This is a genomic window from Pseudoalteromonas sp. Z9A6 (genome assembly GCF_011378805.1).
Lineage (GTDB): Bacteria > Pseudomonadota > Gammaproteobacteria > Enterobacterales > Alteromonadaceae > Pseudoalteromonas > Pseudoalteromonas distincta.
Window position 1 is genome coordinate 14,337 of record NZ_WTKZ01000015.1, and the last position, 19,349, is coordinate 33,685.

Annotated in this window: 14 protein-coding genes and 1 riboswitch; of the genes, 2 read left to right on the forward strand and 12 right to left on the reverse strand. The window is 40.0% G+C overall.

What is annotated here, in order from left to right; translation table 11 throughout:
* Window positions 1-43 precede the first annotated feature (43 nt).
* The 6 genes from GQR53_RS08075 to GQR53_RS08100 form a co-directional block, all read right to left on the reverse strand.
* A complete protein-coding gene (locus tag GQR53_RS08075; protein ID WP_165743496.1) occupies window positions 44-1,528 on the reverse strand; it encodes an SLC5 family protein in 1,485 nt (494 codons plus the stop codon).
* Between the two features lie 53 nt (window positions 1,529-1,581).
* Window positions 1,582-2,298: a SapC family protein gene (locus GQR53_RS08080; RefSeq protein ID WP_346774390.1), complete on the reverse strand. Its 717-nt coding sequence runs from the start codon at window positions 2,296-2,298 to the stop codon at window positions 1,582-1,584.
* Window positions 2,299-2,348: 50 nt separating this feature from the next.
* Window positions 2,349-3,875, reverse strand: coding sequence for a tryptophan halogenase family protein (locus GQR53_RS08085; RefSeq protein ID WP_165743498.1), 1,527 nt, complete (start codon window positions 3,873-3,875; stop codon window positions 2,349-2,351).
* A 192-nt stretch (window positions 3,876-4,067) separates the two neighbouring features.
* Window positions 4,068-6,815 carry a TonB-dependent receptor gene (locus GQR53_RS08090; RefSeq protein WP_165743500.1) on the reverse strand — a complete coding sequence of 916 codons (2,748 nt, stop codon included), beginning with the start codon at window positions 6,813-6,815 and terminating at the stop codon, window positions 4,068-4,070.
* Between the two features lie 187 nt (window positions 6,816-7,002).
* The gene (locus tag GQR53_RS08095; protein WP_165743545.1) at window positions 7,003-7,977 is read right to left on the reverse strand and encodes an aldose epimerase family protein; all 975 of its coding nucleotides are present in this window, start codon (window positions 7,975-7,977) and stop codon (window positions 7,003-7,005) included.
* Between the two features lie 200 nt (window positions 7,978-8,177).
* On the reverse strand, window positions 8,178-8,576 hold the full coding sequence (locus GQR53_RS08100) for an acyl-CoA thioesterase (RefSeq protein ID WP_002958811.1): 399 nt from the start codon (window positions 8,574-8,576) through the stop codon (window positions 8,178-8,180).
* Between the two features lie 33 nt (window positions 8,577-8,609).
* Between GQR53_RS08100 and GQR53_RS08105 the strand changes: the two genes are divergently transcribed.
* Entirely contained in the window at window positions 8,610-9,314 is a 705-nt protein-coding gene (locus GQR53_RS08105) for a 2OG-Fe(II) oxygenase (protein ID WP_165743502.1), read from the forward strand.
* 20 nt (window positions 9,315-9,334) lie between these two features.
* Here GQR53_RS08105 and GQR53_RS08110 read toward each other — a convergent pair whose 3' ends face one another.
* The 6 genes from GQR53_RS08110 to GQR53_RS08135 form a co-directional block, all read right to left on the reverse strand.
* Window positions 9,335-10,570 (reverse strand): cysteine desulfurase-like protein, encoded by a 1,236-nt coding sequence (locus GQR53_RS08110; protein ID WP_165743504.1) that lies wholly within the window; start codon window positions 10,568-10,570, stop codon window positions 9,335-9,337.
* Between the two features lie 11 nt (window positions 10,571-10,581).
* Complete coding sequence (locus GQR53_RS08115; RefSeq protein WP_002958808.1) at window positions 10,582-11,214, reverse strand: 2OG-Fe dioxygenase family protein; 633 nt, start codon at window positions 11,212-11,214, stop codon at window positions 10,582-10,584.
* Window positions 11,215-11,414: 200 nt separating this feature from the next.
* Complete coding sequence (acnB, locus tag GQR53_RS08120) at window positions 11,415-14,012, reverse strand: bifunctional aconitate hydratase 2/2-methylisocitrate dehydratase (protein ID WP_002958806.1); 2,598 nt, start codon at window positions 14,010-14,012, stop codon at window positions 11,415-11,417.
* A gap of 292 nt (window positions 14,013-14,304) precedes the next feature.
* Complete coding sequence (locus GQR53_RS08125; protein ID WP_002958805.1) at window positions 14,305-15,360, reverse strand: OmpA family protein; 1,056 nt, start codon at window positions 15,358-15,360, stop codon at window positions 14,305-14,307.
* 390 nt (window positions 15,361-15,750) lie between these two features.
* Window positions 15,751-17,160, reverse strand: coding sequence for a protein adenylyltransferase SelO family protein (locus GQR53_RS08130; protein ID WP_165743506.1), 1,410 nt, complete (start codon window positions 17,158-17,160; stop codon window positions 15,751-15,753).
* Window positions 17,161-17,171: 11 nt separating this feature from the next.
* Window positions 17,172-17,867, reverse strand: coding sequence for a DNA-3-methyladenine glycosylase I (locus tag GQR53_RS08135; RefSeq protein WP_165743508.1), 696 nt, complete (start codon window positions 17,865-17,867; stop codon window positions 17,172-17,174).
* A 191-nt stretch (window positions 17,868-18,058) separates the two neighbouring features.
* Window positions 18,059-18,259, forward strand: a riboswitch (Lysine riboswitch).
* A 190-nt stretch (window positions 18,260-18,449) separates the two neighbouring features.
* Between GQR53_RS08135 and dapA the strand changes: the two genes are divergently transcribed.
* Window positions 18,450-19,334, forward strand: coding sequence for a 4-hydroxy-tetrahydrodipicolinate synthase (dapA, locus tag GQR53_RS08140; RefSeq protein ID WP_165743509.1), 885 nt, complete (start codon window positions 18,450-18,452; stop codon window positions 19,332-19,334).
* Window positions 19,335-19,349 lie beyond the last annotated feature (15 nt).

Here is a 19,349-nt window from a genome sequence, read left to right on the forward strand (position 1 = left end):
AGTTGCCCCATGACCGATTTTGTCAGCTTAAACTATTTATAATCTATTTTTGTACTTGTACTTGTACTTGTCCTGCGTCATCAAGTGCCGGTGTTTTACCTGCCCACTGCGCATTCAAACCAAATACCACTTTATTTACTATCAATGCAAAAGCTACACATACAATCAGTGTAATTGGCATTAAGTGAATGTAATGAATGTCAGTATGTAGTGGGGAGTTTGCAAACGTAAGCATGCCGTACATTACAACACCTAAAATTACTGCTGCAATACCTGCACGTGCATCAACATTTTTAAATAATAAGCCCACTACAAAAATTGAGAATATAGGCATACTTAATAAGCCATTTAATTGCTGTAGCAAGTTAATAATACTGTCTGCTTGCTGGTAAATTGGTACAAGTACCAGTGATAAGCTTGTTAGTAGCAATGTTACGTAACCACTTAGCTTTACAACACTTGGCTCTTTATTAAAGTAAGCTTCGTGAATGTCACATACATATAGTGCTGTAGCTGAATTTAATAAGCTGTTGTAAGTAGATAGCACTGCCGCTGCCATTGCAGCTGCAAACACACCGGTTAACCATGCTGGCATTACATCACCTACAATTCGACCATAAGCAGCGTCGCCAATATCACCGTAAAGTTTAAATGAAATAATACCCGGTAATACCACAATGGCAGGGACGATTAAAAAACGAATTCCCGCTGCGGCAAATATACCTTTTTGCGCTTCTTTAACATTAGGTGCTGCCATGGCTCGTTGCGTAATTGTTTGGTTAGTACCCCAGTAATACATTTGAATAAAGATCATACCGGTTAAAAGTGTTGGCCATGGAATAGGTGAATCAGCATCGCCTATGAGTGTTAAGCGCTCCTCAGGAATACCCGTAAAGTCATAATCAATCGCATTTAGTACTAAAAACACCACTAAAACAGCCATACCCAGTACCAGTAAACCGTTGTAAGTATCAGACACTGCAACTGCACGTAGACCACCAAAAAACGCATAAATAGCACCTACAATGGCAAATGCGGTGGCAATATACATTAGCGGAATATCAACCTTAAACATGGTTTGCATAAACAGCGCACCTGAGTAAATTACCGATGGCATGTAAATAAGTGCATTACCTAAAAAGAATAATCCCCCAATAACAGCGCGAATATGTTTGTTGTTGTAGCGTTTTTCTAAAAGCTCTGTGGTGGTAGTACAATTGTATTTGTAATAAACAGGAATGAAGACTTTAGCTAAAATAATTAAGCCAATAATCGCCGCAAGCTCCCACCAAACAAGCAAAGCCATTTGGTTACCATTCATACCTACTAGTTGGTCGGTACTTAAGTTAGTAAGTGTTATTGAACCTGCAACAAACATCCAAGTAAGGCCACCGCCCGCTAAAAAATACTCTTTGGTTTGGCTTTGTCCGTTATTACGATTTTGGCCTCGGCATTTCCAATAAGTAAGGCCACCAATTAAAGCGGTGACAAAAACAAAAACCACCAGCTGTAAAATGTTATCTGACATGTGTGTGTCTCCTACGCGTTAAGCGCAATGTCTGTGTAATAAAAAAGTGCACGCTACAGCGCGTGCGCATCTCGACTTAGTTCTAACTTAATTTGCTTTAAAGGCATAAGTTCGGGACGTTGGTTGTGCAGCTTTACCAATGCATTTAACTGAAACAGTGAAATAAGCATACTGTTAAGCACACTTAGGTAACCTTGCTTGTGTAAGCTTGCAACGGTATCGCTATCTAAAGTTTGCAGTTTGTCTTCATCAACGGTGCTCAAACCTTGAATAGTTTGGGTTTCGCCTTGTTCAAACTGCAATACAATATCTATGTTTTTAATAAGCCCTAAGCGCGCTACATCTTGGGTAAATTGATACGTTTGATAATCATTTTTTAAATCGCTCTCAAGTAGCTTTTGCTGTGAATTCAAAAATAAACTTGGGTTACCTTTAGCATCAAATAGTGCCTCGCCTTGCTGCGTATTTACGGCTGAGCTTTGATCATCAATCGCAATAAAGTAGTCGCTGCTATTTGCTTCACGGGTCATTAAATAAAGAGGGTGAGTTTGTATACATACCGGTGTGTAAAGCGCCTGCCACTGGTTGTTAATAACCAATAAACTTTGCCCAGCACTAAAGCTTGTTAAACCCGATACGGTATAACTGCCGTTTTGCGCATTTCGCGCTAAAAATATGGGTAAGTCGCATGCAGCTTTTGCTACTTCGTTAGCTCTTAAATTAACTAAATGCTCCGTTTTTGCATATTCAATAACTGCATTAGGGTTAATTTTTAATGTTTGGTGTTTACTAGTTCACTAATAGCCATAGTTACACATCCTTAAACTGGGTTAGCCGCTAACCACTGCTCAATATAAGCGCGGTGTGGCGGCAAAGTTTGCAACATCTGCTGTGTAAGCTGGCTGTTACGTTCAATTACTTGTTTGGCTTGCGCGTCTTGTGCATACAAATAAGCCTGTTTAGTAAAGTCTGGTTTGAAGCCCATACCATATAAAACGTACTGGTAGCTGGCGGCTGGGAATAACTCTAATGCGCCATGAAAATCTTGAATAAGCGGGCCACGGCTTCCCCAAAGCAGTAAATCTTCTTGCAGGGTTTGTGGAATAGTGTCCGGATGTACATGTGCTTGCCAGTAAGGTTCTGGGCGCTTGGTTAGCATGTAATGGAGCTTTAAAAAGTCGATAATGCGCTGCCAGCGGTAGTCCATTTGCTCGTTAAAGCGTTTAGCTACAATAGGCATTACTTGTGTATCTGCTGGCATATGCTCTGCTACAAAGCGTGCTGAAATTTCAACAAGCATAATAGCGGTTGCTTCAAGCGGCTCTACAAACCCTGCTGACATACCCACTGCAACACAGTTTTTATGCCAAAACTTCTCACGGTAGCCCGACTCAAAGCTAATTTTACGGGCAGTTAAACCGTTTGCTGCATCGCCTAAATAGTTTCGTAAGTTTTGCTCTGCTTCATCGTCTGATAAAAATTTGCTTGAATAAACATGCCCTACACCACGGCGATGCGTTAAACCTATATCCCAAATCCATCCAGCATTTTGCGCTGTTGCTATGGTATGGCTGGCTAAGGAGTCATCGTTTTCATCGTAAGGGACTTGCATCGCCAGTGCGCTGTCGTTAAATAGCACGTGGTCCATTTTTTTTAACGGTACGTTGAGCGCTTGGCCTAATAACAATGATGAAAAACCAGTACAGTCTATAAATAAATCGGCGCTTATAATGCGGGTTTGATCTTTTAGAGTAAGCTCATTTATTGCACCATCGTCATCAAGTTTTACCTGATCAACAGTACCAATAATATGCTCTACGCCAAGCTTGCTTTTACAATGCTGTTTAAGCATTTCTGCAAAAGCGCCGGCATCTAAGTGATAAGCGTAATTACAATTACCTTGATATTCACCTTGCGCTATACCTCTTGGGGCTAAGCTTGCTTCGCAAATATCATGTTGAAAATTAGTTTGCTGTGCAAAGTCTTCAACATTATCTAAATAAGGGGCTAAATCTATGCGGCCGTAGCCTAGCGGTACAGTAAATGGATGGTAGTAAAAGTCGTTGTTGCCGTGCGTCCAATTTACAAATTTACCACCTTGCTTAAAGGTAGCGTTACAGGCTTTAAATACATCAACTTCACGCAAACCTATTTGCTGAAGTGTGTTTTTCATAGTGGGCCAGGTACCTTCACCTACACCAATTGTTGGAATATCTGACGATTCAACCAACATCACTTTTAAGCCATCACCATTTTTACCTTGGTGATACGAAGCTATAATTGCAGCGCTCAACCATCCTGCTGTGCCGCCACCAATTACTGCGATTGTTTTTATTGTTTTATTCATAATGGGCTACTCTTTGAGTATCTTTGATAACGTTTTATACAACAAATGCCCGGTAGGGCATTTGGATTTAATGTGGCTTCATTTTAGCCAATTAGGTTAACTAATATACATTACTGTTAAATTAACCTAATTGGTATTAGCACTAATGTACTGCAATGAAACAAGAGGCGAGAAGTTCGCCTCAAACATTAATTAAAACGATCCGCGAATACCAAACGCGTAACGTGAGCCATTATCTTCCACTGAATAGATTTGGTTAGCAAAACGACCCGTTTGTACTAACTCTTCTTCAGTGATGTTGATGCCTTCTGCAAAAATAGTGAAGTTTTCGTTAATATCGTAGCTTGCACTAATATCCCACTGGCCGTACGTTTCTACGTTCACTGGTTCACCATTGAAGCCGTTATCAACTAAGCGTAAAAAGCCTTCACGGTTGTTAAATGCAACACGTGCTTGCCAGTTTTCTTGCTCATAAAACAATACTAAGTTTTGTGAATCGCCCAAACCTTCAAGTGCAAATGTTTGAGTTGTATCATCACCTACACTAATGTCGCTATTCACAACAGTCGCATTAGCGATAAAACCAAAGCCATTTTCAAACATGTGAGTAACACCCACTTCGAAGCCGGTTACAGTTGCAGACTCACCATTTTGAGGACGGCTTACAGTGTAAACTTCTGAGCTACCAATAAGTTCGTCATCTGTTTGGTCTGTACATGTAGTACACGCAAAATCAGGACCTGAACGGTCAGACATTTCGTATGTTTCTGAACCCGTTAACGTAACAATAAAGTCGTCAACTTCTTTACTAAATACTGCAAAGCTAAATAAGTTAGCATCGTTGTAGTACCACTCGTAAGAGATATCCCAGTTTTCTGATTGGAATGGTTTAAGTGCTGGATTACCACCACTTGCCGTTAAGTTTTGACGACGTGGTTCGTTAAAGTTTGTCGCAGGAGATAACTGAGACATAGTTGGACGAGTAATACTATCGTACGCAGCAAAACGTAAAATCATATTATCTTGTAGCTCAAGCTTAACGTTGAAAGACGGTAGTAAGTTTGAGTAGCTAGTACCTTGTTCAATATTAGTCGCAGGGCCAAATACGTTAGCAAACAATGTCGCATCTGACGTTGGTATAACATCGCTAATAAAGCTTTGTATTGCAGCAACTTCAATATCGGTTTCAGAGTAACGAGCACCCATATTAACGGTTACTGGCATATCAGCTAAGTCAAAACCAAGCGTAAAGTCCATGTATAAGCTAGTGATGTCTTCGTTAATTGTGTAACGGTTATTTTGTAGCGTTGGCTCTACTGGAAAACCTTGATCGGCTATGTAATCAAGCATTTTATCGCCATCGTAGCTATAAAATGTATCGATTAAACCAGGGAAGTAATTACTCGCTGTGTATGCTTCAAAATCAATTTCATCAAGCGGTGCTTGTGTACCGTAACCACAAAATTGACATTGGCTACCAAAAATTTGGAAGCTAGATTTTTCACGCTCTTGGCGATAAGCACCAAAGTTAATACGCTCTACTGGGCCTTTATCTGGCACGTATTCAAAATCGGCTTTTACTTCAGTGATTTCATCTTCATCTGTAAATTGGTTACCAATTTCGTTGTGGTGAAGACGCGCTAGGCTTGGATCTGGCAATGAACCATTTTCAAAACCATCATGCTGTACGGTAGGAATGCTGCCTGTACCGTCAAAAGTATAGCTGTTAATAATACCCACTACGTTAAAACGATCATTACCTGCACGGTCGTTTTCAGCTGTTGAGCGAGATAGATCAAATTTTGCTTTTAGTGACTCGTTTACTTGCCAATCAACATTAATACCAAATGCTTTGTTAGTTACATCACGTGAGTTACGTGTATGTGATACAAAGTCGCTTGCAGGGTCGCCACTTGGTGCACCTAAACCAACTTCTTGAGAGAAAGTTAAAAGCGTCCCCGTTTCAGCATCAATTGTTGCGCTGCCTACACGGTCTGGTTCGAACCAAGATGCTAAATCACGCACTGACGAATCAACTTCAAATTTTGAAATCATTCCATCAACCGTAATCGTAACATCGTCAGATGGTGCATATTGAAGTACTAAACTTGCGTTTGTACGTTCACGGTCTTGCTCATCAACTACTTGGTCCCAGTTACGTGGAATGTAAGCATTTTCAAACAATACACCATCAGTTGGGTTAGATATTGTTTGGCCACCGCGCCAACCTGCCGTTAAAATTTGGTTGTTTTGAAGTTTACGTTGCTGATTAGTGATGGCAAAAAGCACACCTAGCTTGTCATCGTTAAACGTATTACTTATTAAAAATGATGTTGATGGAGATACTTCTTCAGAAAGGCTTTCGTACATACCTTTAACTGAACCTAAAATATGTAAACCACCAAAATCAAAAGGGCGTGCTGTAGTTACGTTAACCGTACCACCAATGCCGCCTTCTTGAAGCGTTGCTGTATTACTTTTATAAATATCAGCACCGGTGATTTGATCTGCCGCTAATACATCAAAATTAAATTCACGACCTGCACTGTCTGTCGCAATTTGACGACCATTAACAAGTACAGTATTAAATTGTGGACCAAAACCACGAATAGTTACCGCTTGGCCTTCACCACCACTGCGGTCAATTGCTACACCTGTAATACGTTGCAGAGACTCTGCTACGTTTAAATCAGGAAATTTACCAAGATCTTCTGCTTTAATCCCGTCTGTAACAACATTAGATGCTTTTTTATCTAACATTGATGAACGTAAGCTGCTGCGGATACCCGTTACTGCGATAACTTCAACATCTTCATTTACTACTGTAGGCGTATTGCCTTCAGCGCCTTGAGCTGCAACGCTTCCGCTTGCCAATATACCAGTGATAGCAATACTGAGCGCGGTTTTCTTGTTGAACGATAACTTATTGTTAATTATCATTTTTTAAAAACTCCTGATTGTGTGTAGTCGTTGTGTCGTTGTGGTAGTGCGTATAGTTTCAAATAGTATTTATATTATAAATACTTTAAACCGGCAAGAAGTGCAACCTTTTCCTTAATTATGGATGGCATTTAATTACCGTATATTTTCTTTTGATTTTCTTTTAATTAACATTAAAGAACTGTATTCACTCAGAAAAAGCGTAAATAATAACCTGTTCGTATTTCTCTGCTGGCAATAAATTAGCCTTTGGAAAATTTTCACGATTTGGCGCATCTGGCCAATTTTGCGCTTCAAAACACAAAGCTTGCCGTGCTTTAAAAGGCGAACCAACAAAGTTTGCGGTATAAAGCTGCATGCCTGGCTGTGTACTTTTAAGGGTTAAACTAACGTTCGTGTGTGGCGAAGTTAATGTAGCCATCGTCTTTAAACTGCTGTCATCATTAAAAATATAGCAGTGATCAAAGCCATTTCCAGCTTCTAGCTGAGGATGAACGGCGCTTAAGGCCTCACCAACTTGAGCTGGCTTAGTAAAGTCAAAGCAGGTACCGCAAACTAAAGCGGCTTCATTAAGTGGAATACTAGTTGTATCAATAGGAAGGTAACGATCGGTATTAATTTGAACAAGATGCTCATTAATTGATTCACTACTATCAAGATTAAAGTAGCAATGGTTAGTAAAGTTAACGAGCGTTTCTTTATTGGTTAGCGCTTTAAAGTGCAGAGTAAGCTCGCCGTTTTTAGCGCTAATAGTTTGCCAAACCTGCAACTCACCGGGGAAACCTTGTTCGCCGTCGGGCGAGCAATAATAAAGCTCAACTTCACTTTCAGTTTGTTTGGTTACTTGCCAAAGTACTTTATTAAAGCCTTTAATGCCGCCATGTAGGTTATTAGGGCCGTTATTTGTCTCTAATTGATACTGCGTACCAGATAAGCTAAAACGCCCCTTTGCAATTCGATTAGCGTATCGACCTACTGTAGCGCCTAAGTAAAATGGGTTTTCAAGATAGTATTGAGGGTCATCGACGCTAAGCGTCATTTCTTGTTTTTTAAATTTAATGCTTTTTATTATTGCGCCAAACGGCAAAATTTCAGCTGCTAAATTCTCACCATCACTGAGCTGAATAACTTGTAAAGGCTGGTTACTGGCAATAGATGTCACACGCATACTCCAATCAAATTACCGAATTAACATTTCCTGTTATAACGGCGCAACAATATATAATATAAATAGTATATAATTGAAGCCTGCAACTCAATCTAAATACGTTAAAATTTCTCGACAAAAATTTACAGCTGCCATTATTTATTTACACTAATCCAGCTCAGCATGAGCTTATATAAAATATAAGCTTTGTAAGGTTAACTCCCTTGGTAAATATGCTCGTTAAGCGCTGCTTTTTCGTCAATGCTAAGCGCTTGCTTTGATTTAGCAATAAAGTCGTATCTCACCATCACAGCTTTGCCTATTGCGCAGCATTTATCGTGTTGCCATGCTTCTTGCCTAAGCGTAAAAGAACTAGTCCCTATATGCTCTACAGAGGTTTTTACGGTCACTTCGTGGCCATAAAATAATTCGCCCACAAACGACACTTCAACTTTGGCGATAATCAATTTCCAATCATGTGGATTTAAGTCCGGTGTAAAAAACTTAAAAATAGGTCCACGTGCGACTTCAAACCATACAGGGAGTACGGTATTGTTAATGTGTCCGAGTGCATCTGTTTCGCTAAAGCGCGGCATCACTTTTTCAATAAACATAAAAATCCAATAATAATTATATAAAGGTAAACCATGACGGACTTTATACGCGTTATTGATAACGCATTAAGCGATGAGTTTTGCGATGAATTTATTTCCACATTCGCGCAAAGCCCGCATGTAAGACAAGGGGTAACATCGGGCGGTGTCGACTTAAAGAAAAAAGACAGCCACGACCTACACTTAAATAATCACCCCGAATATGCACAACAATTAAAACATATACAACAAACGACTGCACAGCATGTTTTTAAGTATGTTGAAGAGCATATTTTTATGATGATTGGGGCATTTGGCTTAAAGGTTTATCATCCAAAAACAGGTGATGTAGTCGATTTAACCCAAGAGAATTTTGAAGAAGTGGGTAAACCGCAGTTACCCGTTTTAGTTCAGCAAATTTTTAGACTCGGTAACATTCAAGCGCAAAAATACGAAGTAAACAAAGGTGGCTACCCTTACTGGCACAGTGAAGTTTATCCGCAGCTACAGCACAATGAAGCTTTGCATCGCGTGTTGTTATTTATGTTTTACTTAAACGATGTAGAAGAAGGTGGTGAAACAGAGTTTTATTATCAAAACCGTAAAATCGCCCCTAAAAAAGGCACTATGGTAATAGCACCTGGCTACTTTACACATACTCATAGAGGCAATAAGCCAGTATCAAACGATAAGTATATTTTAACCTCGTGGGTATTGTTTAACCGTGCAGAACAAATATATGGTGCGCCTAAGAGTTAGCGCACCAAAATCAGTATTATTTAACCGAGCAGTTCATCAAATAAATTAAACAACTGATCTAGCTCTTCAATGGTGTTGTAGTGCATACAACCAATGCGCACTACGCCGCCTTTATCAAGCACATCTAATTGCTTGCACAACCCTTGCGCGTAAAAATTACCATCCCACACGCAAATATGCTGCTTACCTAGAAATTCTGAAACGGCGCGTGGCTCAAGCCCTTCAAAAATTAAAGCAAAAGTAGGTGTACGCTCATTAAGGCGATCAAAATCATCAATACCAAATAACTTAATACGTGGATAATTAACTAAGCGCGTTAAAAAGTGTTCGCTAAGCGCCATTTCGTGCTGCTTAGTTTTAGCAAAAGCAACGCTTAACTTTTCGCGGCGTGAATGGCTATCGTCAAGTTCGCTAATCGCCGCAATGTAATCAACAGCTGCGATAAAACCAGCCATTGCTTCAAAGCTTTGCGTGCCGGTTTCCCAGCGACCTGGTGCTACGTCTTTAGCTGGCTCAACCTTGTAAGGCGTAAACCCGTCTAAATGTTCTTTTTTACCGTAAACCATACCTAAATGCGGGCCAAAAAACTTATACGCAGAGCACGCTAAGAAGTCGCAATCAAGTGCTTGCACGTCAACAAGTTCGTGCGGTGTATAATGTACGGCATCAACATAAACAAGTGCACCTACATCGTGAGCAAGCTCAACAATACGTTTAATATTATTAATTGAACCTGTGGTATTTGAAGCATAAGTGACCGCTACAAGCTTAGTGTTGCTGTTTAATAAGCTTTCAAATTGCGCCATATCTAAGCTGCAATCAGCTTCGTTAATTAAAGCCGTATTAACTTTAGCGCCTTTATCTTCTGCAGCTTGTTGCCACGACGATACATTCGAGAAGTGATCGGCATTGGTTACAATTATTTCATCGCCAGCCTGCCAGTCGCGTGAAATTGCACGGCTAAAACTAAACGTAAGGCTGGTCATGTTTGGACCAAACACAATTTGTTGTGAGCTAGGTGCATTAAGTAAGTCAGCGGCGGCTTGGCGCGCATTCGCCATCAACTCAACCGTTTTATCACTTGAAAAAAACGCGCCACCTAAGTTCGAATTATAATGACCTAAATAAGCAGTCATCGCAGTAAGCACCGATGTTGGTACCTGCGAGCCACCTGGTCCGTCTAAAAATATTGGCGATTTACCATCAACGTTCTGCATTAATGCTGGAAACTGCTCACGTAATTGCGTTATGTTCATGCCTAACTTCCTTAAGACGTTAATACAAAACAATCCAGATAACCTGGTTTGCTAGCATCAATTTTGTTCATAGGTGTTGCGTTATGCCACACTTGACGGTCATTTATTAATGCAAACATGCCGTCTTTTATTTCCATTTTAAAACAAGGCTCAGCTTGCTTATTTTCGTATACAAGCAGTTCGCCACCTTCTAAGTTCTCGTGAGAAACACCGCATATACATACGTGGTCAAAACCATCTTGATGCACGCCTTCTGGCGCTGCAGGTGTATCGCTATCAATGGCAAGCATGCGGAACTGATGAATTTCAATATCACGCTGCTCATCAATACCGGTAAGTTGGCGAAACTCATTTACAATGCTTTTCATGCCTTCTGACTCAAGTAAACTTTGCTCTAAATTTTCGTAAGTACGCTCTACATTACCTTGAAAAGTATTAATTGAATCATCTTGAACAAATGCTTTGGCTTGCTGTAGCTTTATTTCACCATTTTGCATTTTTACTACTGAATAACGACGTTTACGAAAGGCACCATCTGCATAAAGGTTTGCAGGAAGGTTATCAAAAGAAGGTTTAACCAAATCAATATTTGCTTGGTTAACAAAACGTAGTTGCAATAAATTCTGGTTGTTTAATGCTGTCATAAAATCTCGCCTAAAATAATGAGAATATTGATAAGGATTTTAATGCATTTTGATAGGAATTTTTGCGCGATTAATTACTTTAAAAGCAATTTAAGACTAGAGTTAATACAATAATACAAAAAAAGAAGCATGAACTATCTAATATTTTTTTTAGCCAATAAAAAACCCGCCGAAGCGGGTTTTTAAACAAACTCTAAAAGTTATACAGCTTGTTGAATAATCACGTTGTCTGCTTTTTTAGTGTAAGCAGGCATACGGTGGAAGTTTAAGTAACGGTAAGTATCTGCAGCCGTTGCATTAATCTTCGCTGCGTATTCTTGGTACTCAGCTGGAGTAGGTAGTTTACCTAAAATAGCCGCTACTGCAGCAAGTTCTGCTGAAGCTAAGAATACGTTCGCGCCATTACCTAAACGGTTAGGGAAGTTACGTGTAGAGGTAGACACAACCGTTGCTTTGTCTGCAACACGTGCTTGGTTACCCATACATAGTGAACAACCTGGAGTTTCGATACGTGCACCTACACGACCAAAGATACCGTAGTAACCTTCGTCTGTAAGCTGATCTTTATCCATCTTAGTTGGCGGGGCAACCCAAAGCTGAGTTGGGATACGACCTTTAAAGCCATCTAGTAACTTACCTGCTGCGCGGAAGTGACCGATGTTAGTCATACAAGAACCGATGAATACTTCGTCGATTTTCTCGCCAGTAACATCAGATAATAAACGTGCATCATCTGGGTCATTTGGAGCACAAAGGATTGGCTCTTTAATGTCTGCTAAATCGATTTCAAGTACATGTTTGTACTCTGCGTCAGCGTCAGCTTCCATTAGTTCTGGGTTAGCTAACCAATCTTGCATTGCAGTAATACGACGCTCAATAGTACGTACATCGCCGTAACCTTCAGAGATCATCCATTTAAGCATAACAATGTTTGATTCTAGGTATTCTGCGATAGACTCTTTAGAAAGTTTAACCGCACAACCTGCTGCAGAACGCTCTGCAGATGCATCTGATAGTTCAAACGCTTGCTCAACAGTTAGGTGTTCAACGCCTTCAATTTCTAGTACACGACCAGAGAATTCGTTAATTTTACCTTTTTTCTCAACTGTTAATAAACCTTCTTTAATACCGAAGTAAGGGATTGCATGTACAAGGTCACGTAAAGTGATACCTGGTTGCATTTCACCTTTAAAGCGAACCAAAATTGACTCAGGCATATCAAGAGGCATAACACCTGTAGCTGCTGCGAATGCTACTGCACCCGAACCTGCTGGGAATGAAATACCTAATGGGAAACGTGTATGTGAATCACCACCAGTACCTACAGTATCTGGTAATAACATACGGTTTAACCATGAGTGAATTACACCATCACCTGGGCGAAGTGACACACCGCCACGGTTCATGATGAAATCAGGAAGCGTATGGTGAGTGTTTACATCGATTGGTTTAGGGTAAGCCGACGTATGACAGAAAGACTGCATTGTTAAATCTGCAGAAAAACCTAAACATGCTAAGTCTTTAAGTTCGTCACGTGTCATAGGACCTGTTGTATCTTGCGAGCCAACAGTTGTCATTTTAGGTTCACAGTATTGCCCTGGGCGAATACCTGGAACGTTACACGCTTTACCAACCATTTTTTGCGCTAGTGTGAAGCCTTTTTCAGAAACTTCTGTCACTGTTGGTACTTTAAATACATCAGTTGGACCTAGGCCAAGTGATGTACGTGCTTTATCAGTTAAACCACGACCAATGATAAGTGGTATACGACCACCAGCACGAACTTCATCTAAAATTACATCAGATTTAAGTTCAAAAGTTGAGATTACTTTGTCAGTACCGTGGCTCTTAACAACACCTTCGTACGGGTAAATATCGATTTGCTCACCCATGTTAAGCTCATCAACATTTAATTCGATTGGTAATGCACCTGAATCTTCCATTGTATTGAAGAAGATTGGAGCAATTTTATTACCTAGACATACACCGCCAACACGCTTGTTTGGTACGAATGGGATATCATCGCCCATGAACCAAAGTACAGAGTTAGTTGCAGACTTACGAGAAGAACCAGTACCAACAACATCACCCACATATGCAAGTGGTAAGCCTTTAGTTTTTAATTCTTCAAGCTGAGAGATTGGACCTACTTCGCCTGGCTTGTCTGGTGTAATTCCATCACGTTCAATTTTTAGCATTGCTAAAGCATGAAGTGGGATATCTGGACGAGACCATGCATCTGGTGCTGGTGATAAGTCATCAGTATTTGTCTCGCCAGTTACTTTAAATACAGTAACTGAGATCTTTTCAGCAACAGCTGGCTTATTAGTAAACCACTGCGCATTTGCCCAAGACTCAATAATTTGCTTAGCGAATGTATTACCCGCTTTTGCTTTTTCTTCAACATCGTAGAACGCATCAAACATAAGTAATGTATTTGAAAGGCCTTTAACTACGATTGGTGCAAGTGTTTCGTCATCAAGTAGGTCAATCATTGGCGCGATATTGTAACCGCCCAGCATTGTACCTAATAATTCTGCCGCTTTTTCTTTAGAAACAAGTGGAGAATTAGCTTCACCTTTAGCTACAGCTGCTAAAAATCCCGCTTTAATATAAGCAGCATCATCAACACCAGCTGGTATACGCTGAATGAACAAATCTAAAATGAATTCTTCTTCACCTGCAGGTGGGTTTTTTATTAATTCAATAAGATCAGCAGTTTGCTGAGCATCTAATGGCGCTGGTACGATACCTAACGCGGCACGTTCTTCTACGTGTTTACGATATTCTTGTAGCACAATATTGCCCTCTTGGTGACGTGAAAGTATCCGGTAGCGCTTTGGGCGCGAATAAGTTACCCAATACTTATAGTATTCTAACGCGTAATTATAAAGCTTTTATGGATAGATGAAAATCCATCCAGTTGCGCAACTGATTATACCGATTATAAATACTATGAATAGTGGTTGTGGTAAAAACTATTTTCATGAATACTTGTTAAGTAAGAATCATTACCATTAACTAATATTATTTTATTACAGCCATAAAAAAACCCAGCACTTGGCTGGGTTTTTATTACAAACTACTTAATTAACGTAAAACTTTAACGTTTTTGATAGTTTTGATATGCGCTTCTACACGACGGTTTTCTGCGTTTGCAGCTTTAGTGTTTGCATCATTTTTAAGACGCTCTTCACCTAAACCAACTGTAGTAATACGGTCTTCAGCAATGCCATCAGCAACAAGTTGCTTAGCTACAGCATCAGCACGTTTTTTAGATAACCATTTGTTGTAAGTTGCTTTACCTACAGCAGAAGTGTGACCTTCTAATAGTACTGTTGTATCTGGATACTCTTTTAAGAATGCAGATACTTTTTCAATATCATCTAAATATTGAGTAGATACTGCAGAAGCATTGTTAGGGAAAGTCACTAATAAGCTTACTGTTACTTCTTTATCTTCATATAAAGTACAACCAGTACCATCTACAGCATCAGTCATAGGTGTGTTAGGACACTTATCATCTGCGTCAGCAATATTATCATTATCGCTGTCTGCAGGGGCTACAGCTACTTCAACAACTTCAGGAGCAGGTTTAACTTGCTCAACCGGTGCAGAGTTTTGGCCAAATAAGTAGTTAATACCAATTTTAGCGCCAACATCTGTATAACCACGGTCAAGGCCTTGGTATACAGCTGTTTCAGCATTTACAAATAAGCCATCTGTAATGAAATGCTGGTAACCAACACCTGCATTTAAGAATGTGTTGTCATCAACTACGTCAATTTCTTTAATACCGAAAAGACCATAGAAAGGACCGCCGTCTAAATGGTAAAGAGCATCAATACCGTAACGCTCGCCATCAATATTGTTACGGTTGCCAGCAACTTTATCAAAAGCATTAAAATCCATGTCTGCATATTCAAGACGTGCGCTCCAGTAATCACTGAAACGGTAACCAGCTTCAACACCCCAGCCAGTTGATTCGTTTACGTCAAGACCGGCTTGATCACGCATGTTTTTCCAAGATGCGTCATAGTAGTCACCAAATGCGCCAATGTAGAAACCTTCTTCTTTATCAGCAGCGAATGTAGATGCGCTAGTTGCAGCCAACGCGATTGCAATTGTAAGTGTTTTTAATTTCATTGTTTTCTTCCCATTTGAACAATTTTAAATTGTAGCTAATCGATACTAGCTCAATCAGTTTTATATAGACTAACTGAGCCTTTGTTAATCAATACTTAACGAAAAATAAAGTTTATAACTTTTTTTCTATGCCTTGTCACAACACACATCCACTTACTATAGGCGAAATTAAAACTTTATTGAAAAATAAATATAGTAGTTTTTGTAAATTAGTACTTAGCAAGGAAAGTAAGAGCAATTAAATTGAATGCACTTATAAATGCAAAGAAATATTGCTTGCTTTATATTGTGCGCATAATACCACCAGAATTAGCATTCCCCTAGGTATATGCGCATGTTTGATTAAAAAATGACTCTTTTTAATCATGCGGTTATATTTAAAGTTAAGTATTAAGTACCACAAAAAGTCTGGTAGTCATTATCATTAGTCGGTGGAGAGCAAAATTCTGATAATTCTTCACTGTTAGAATATGGATTGCCGGCTATTTTTATAAAGCGCTGTAGTAACTCGCTAGATCCTGTAGCGTTATATTGTTCAATTATTTCTTCGATCACATGATTTCGCGGTATAACACGAGGATTTGCCGCTCTCATTACTTTATAACTATTATCGTCAGTTAAGCTTACCCACTTAGCTCTCCATTCAATTAGCGACTCAGGTACGCTTTTTTCTCCTTTTAAGGATTCAGTAAGCGCATCAAAGGTGTTGGTGTAGTCGAGCTGATTATCTTTTAATAGCGTTAACAACTCTGCTATTAACTCACCACTACTATCGCTAGATTCATTTAAACCCAATTTTTGTGCCCACATAGCCGTAAACTCAGTATTAAACTGCTCAGCAAAACTATTAATAAATGGCGTCATTAATGAAACCGCTTGCTCGTCATCATCGCTAATAAGCGGTATTAAACTCTCAGCTAAGCGTGCGCAGTTCCAGTTAGCTATATTAGGTTGATTACCAAATGCATAGCGGCCTTGTTTGTCTATAGAGCTAAATACGGTATCAAAATCAAAGCTATTCATCATGGCACACGGACCGTAATCAATGGTCTCTCCGCTAACTAGCGTATTATCTGTATTCATTACTCCGTGAATAAAGCCAACACGCATCCAGCTCACAACTAGCTTAACTTGGTTTTTAATCACAGCGCCTAAAAATGCTAAATATCGCTGCGAACCTGTATCGGTTATTTCTGGGTAGTGACGCTCTATAGCTAAATCGGCTAAATTTTTAAGCCCTTCAACATCGCCTTGCGTCGCTAAATATTGAAACGAGCCAACACGAATATGGCTAGTTGCTACACGCGTAACGATAGCCCCAGCTTGTGGCGGATTACGATAAACCGTTTCACCACTACCAACAACCGCTAAGCAGCGTGTGGTTTTAACTCCCAGTGCATGCATTGCTTCGCTCATTACGTATTCACGAATAGCAGGACCAAGAGCACAACGCCCATCTCCCCCTCTTGAGTAAGGAGTAGCACCAGAGCCTTTTAATTGAATATCCCATAACTGGTTTTCATCATCACTAATAGCGCCCAGTAAGTGCGCTCGTCCATCGCCTAAGCGGGGTGAAAAATGTCCAAATTGGTGCCCAGAGTAACCAAGTGCTACTGCAGGAATCGCCTGTTTTTCGTTACCGCTAAAAGTGCTGGCACGCAAATCAGCCGCAACGTTAATATTAAATTGTTTTGCTAAGCTCTCATTCCACAGTAGTAGCTGAGGAGAGGCGACACTTGCAGGGAAATCTTCTATTGCGAAATTTTCCGCAATATCTGTGTATCTTGGCACTAATTTCATGGTAATTCCTATTATTGCTGACTTATACCAACCCGGTTGTCACCTACGCCATAAGCAACAATTAAGCTTAACTCTTGCATACTTAAGCCGCTTTGCTTTTGCATTTCGTTAAAAAAAGCTTGGGCTGCATTTAGTGACTTTTTAGTTTGTAAGCCGCCGTCTATAATTTTATGGGCACGCAAATAATTCTCTACATCGCGTGATAGTAAAAATGTATCTTTACCAAGTGCTCGCAGCGCATAAGGCCCTGTATTTCCGCCTAAACGCGAACCATGTTTTTTTAAATACGCCCACAAACCAATAATATCCTCTGTTGGCCAATTAGCGATAAACTGACTAAAACTGCCATGTTCCCCTGCTATTTCGTGGATCATGTAAGCATTTTCGGTAATTGTTTTTACTTTTTTATAGTTACGAACAATGCGCTCATCCGTTGCTTTTTGTTCCAGCATATCAGGTGGCATCATTAATAACTTGTCAACGCTAAAATCCCAAAAAACCTCTCTAAAGCCCGGCCACTTATTATTTATGACTGACCAATAAAAGCCGCTTTGAAATACTTTTCGAGTAAATTCTTCAAGCCAATCGTCGTCACTTAACGTGCTTAGTTGTTTTTTAGATAGCGGTTTTGCAAGTAATAACTTAAGCATTTTTTCAGAGCCTTTTCGCTCTACCGCTCGCTTATAAATATCGCTAAATTTTTCCATACTAATTAAATACCTCACTACTTATATTGCTAGTGTACGAGAAAAGCACCTAATACGTAACCACCCCTCTTTTCGATGAATTAATCTGTATTTAGTCGCTTGACACCTAGACGGCTAAAATGCTTTAATCGCCGTAATTACCCTATTTAAATTGCACAGGTTTGTAAGTTTTACTCTACAAACAGGTGCAAAGGGCTAGAAGAGGTGCGTTATTCAGGTAGCGTATGTTAGGAGCGCAAACTCCAGTAAGCATACGTGAGGGGAATTAACGCCGAGAAGTAACCACTTTTGCGAGGTGTTTATTTCGGGCGACTAGGTTGAACCCTAGCGACTGTCACCAATAGCTGTTTATAAAAAGCAGCTTGTTAGTTTGGTGGAGAGCTTCTGGTCTTAAATATTAAGGCCGTGCGCCCTATTATTTTAAGCCCATTCGCTCTTCGAATTATTAGTTCGAACGACGTTAATGCGGCTCCTTCCATAAAGCTTTTTAACTCTTCGAATAATACCAATTACATTAAATTAGTTATCGCTAAAATGATCACGTTTTTAATAAAATTGGTACAAATTATAAGTTCGTGAGAGATGATCAACAACTTCAATTTAAACGACTACTCACTGTGGACCGCGCTCGTTACGCCATTTGATCAACACGGCGATGTTGACTACAACACGTTAACTAAGCTGGTTAGTGATCAAGAAGCGGCACATAACGGTATTTTGCTACTTGGCAGTACGGGCGAAGGTTTAGCACTAACGCTAAAAGAACAACAAGCCATTGTTGAGCACGTATGCCAGCTAAAACCAACAGTACCACTCATGGTAGCTGTCGGCGGTAGTAACTTAAAGCAACAAATTGAGTGGGTTAACTACTGTAATACACTCCCAATTCATAGCTTTTTACTTGGCTCACCGCTTTATGCAAAGCCTGGCGCTGTAGGTCAAACTCATTGGTTTGAAAGCCTACTAAATGCAAGCGCTCACCCATGTATGCTTTATAACGTACCAGGTCGAAGCGCTGTTAGCATCCCAGCGGCAACAATTCAAAACTTACAAAACAATAAAAACTTATGGGCGTTAAAAGAAGCGAGCGGCAGTATTGCTCAGTTTGAAGCTTACCGCCAAGCGGCGCCTAATTTAGCTATTTTTAGTGGCGACGATGCGCTAATGCCTTATTTTGCTCAAGCTGGCGCAAAAGGTTTGGTGTCGGTAGCTGCAAACGCATGGCCTGGACAAACTCACGAGTTTGTTCAGCGCAGTTTAAGTGGTCAACACCCTAATTTATTTGCCCTGTGGTCAAGCGCTATTAATAGCCTATTTGCTGTCGCAAACCCTATTCCCGTAAAGGTACTGATGCATTTGCAAGGCCGCTTAAGCAGCCCGCAACTTCGTCCACCTTTAACACATCTTGAGTTAACTCAAACCGATTGCATCACAACTGCAAACAACACCATTTTATCTTGGCATTAAATACAGGTTTTTATA

Coding starts and splice junctions, on each gene's coding strand:
- GQR53_RS08115 (WP_002958808.1), bottom strand. CDS start 11,214: ATGACAGCATTAAACAACCAGAATTTATTGCAACTACGTTTTGTTAAC.
- GQR53_RS08110 (WP_165743504.1), bottom strand. CDS start 10,570: ATGAACATAACGCAATTACGTGAGCAGTTTCCAGCATTAATGCAGAAC.
- GQR53_RS08135 (WP_165743508.1), bottom strand. CDS start 17,867: ATGGAAAAATTTAGCGATATTTATAAGCGAGCGGTAGAGCGAAAAGGC.
- GQR53_RS08125 (WP_002958805.1), bottom strand. CDS start 15,360: ATGAAATTAAAAACACTTACAATTGCAATCGCGTTGGCTGCAACTAGC.
- GQR53_RS08075 (WP_165743496.1), bottom strand. CDS start 1,528: ATGTCAGATAACATTTTACAGCTGGTGGTTTTTGTTTTTGTCACCGCT.
- GQR53_RS08105 (WP_165743502.1), top strand. CDS start 8,610: ATGACGGACTTTATACGCGTTATTGATAACGCATTAAGCGATGAGTTT.
- GQR53_RS08085 (WP_165743498.1), bottom strand. CDS start 3,875: ATGAATAAAACAATAAAAACAATCGCAGTAATTGGTGGCGGCACAGCA.
- GQR53_RS08130 (WP_165743506.1), bottom strand. CDS start 17,160: ATGAAATTAGTGCCAAGATACACAGATATTGCGGAAAATTTCGCAATA.
- dapA (WP_165743509.1), top strand. CDS start 18,450: ATGATCAACAACTTCAATTTAAACGACTACTCACTGTGGACCGCGCTC.
- GQR53_RS08090 (WP_165743500.1), bottom strand. CDS start 6,815: ATGATAATTAACAATAAGTTATCGTTCAACAAGAAAACCGCGCTCAGT.
- GQR53_RS08100 (WP_002958811.1), bottom strand. CDS start 8,576: ATGTTTATTGAAAAAGTGATGCCGCGCTTTAGCGAAACAGATGCACTC.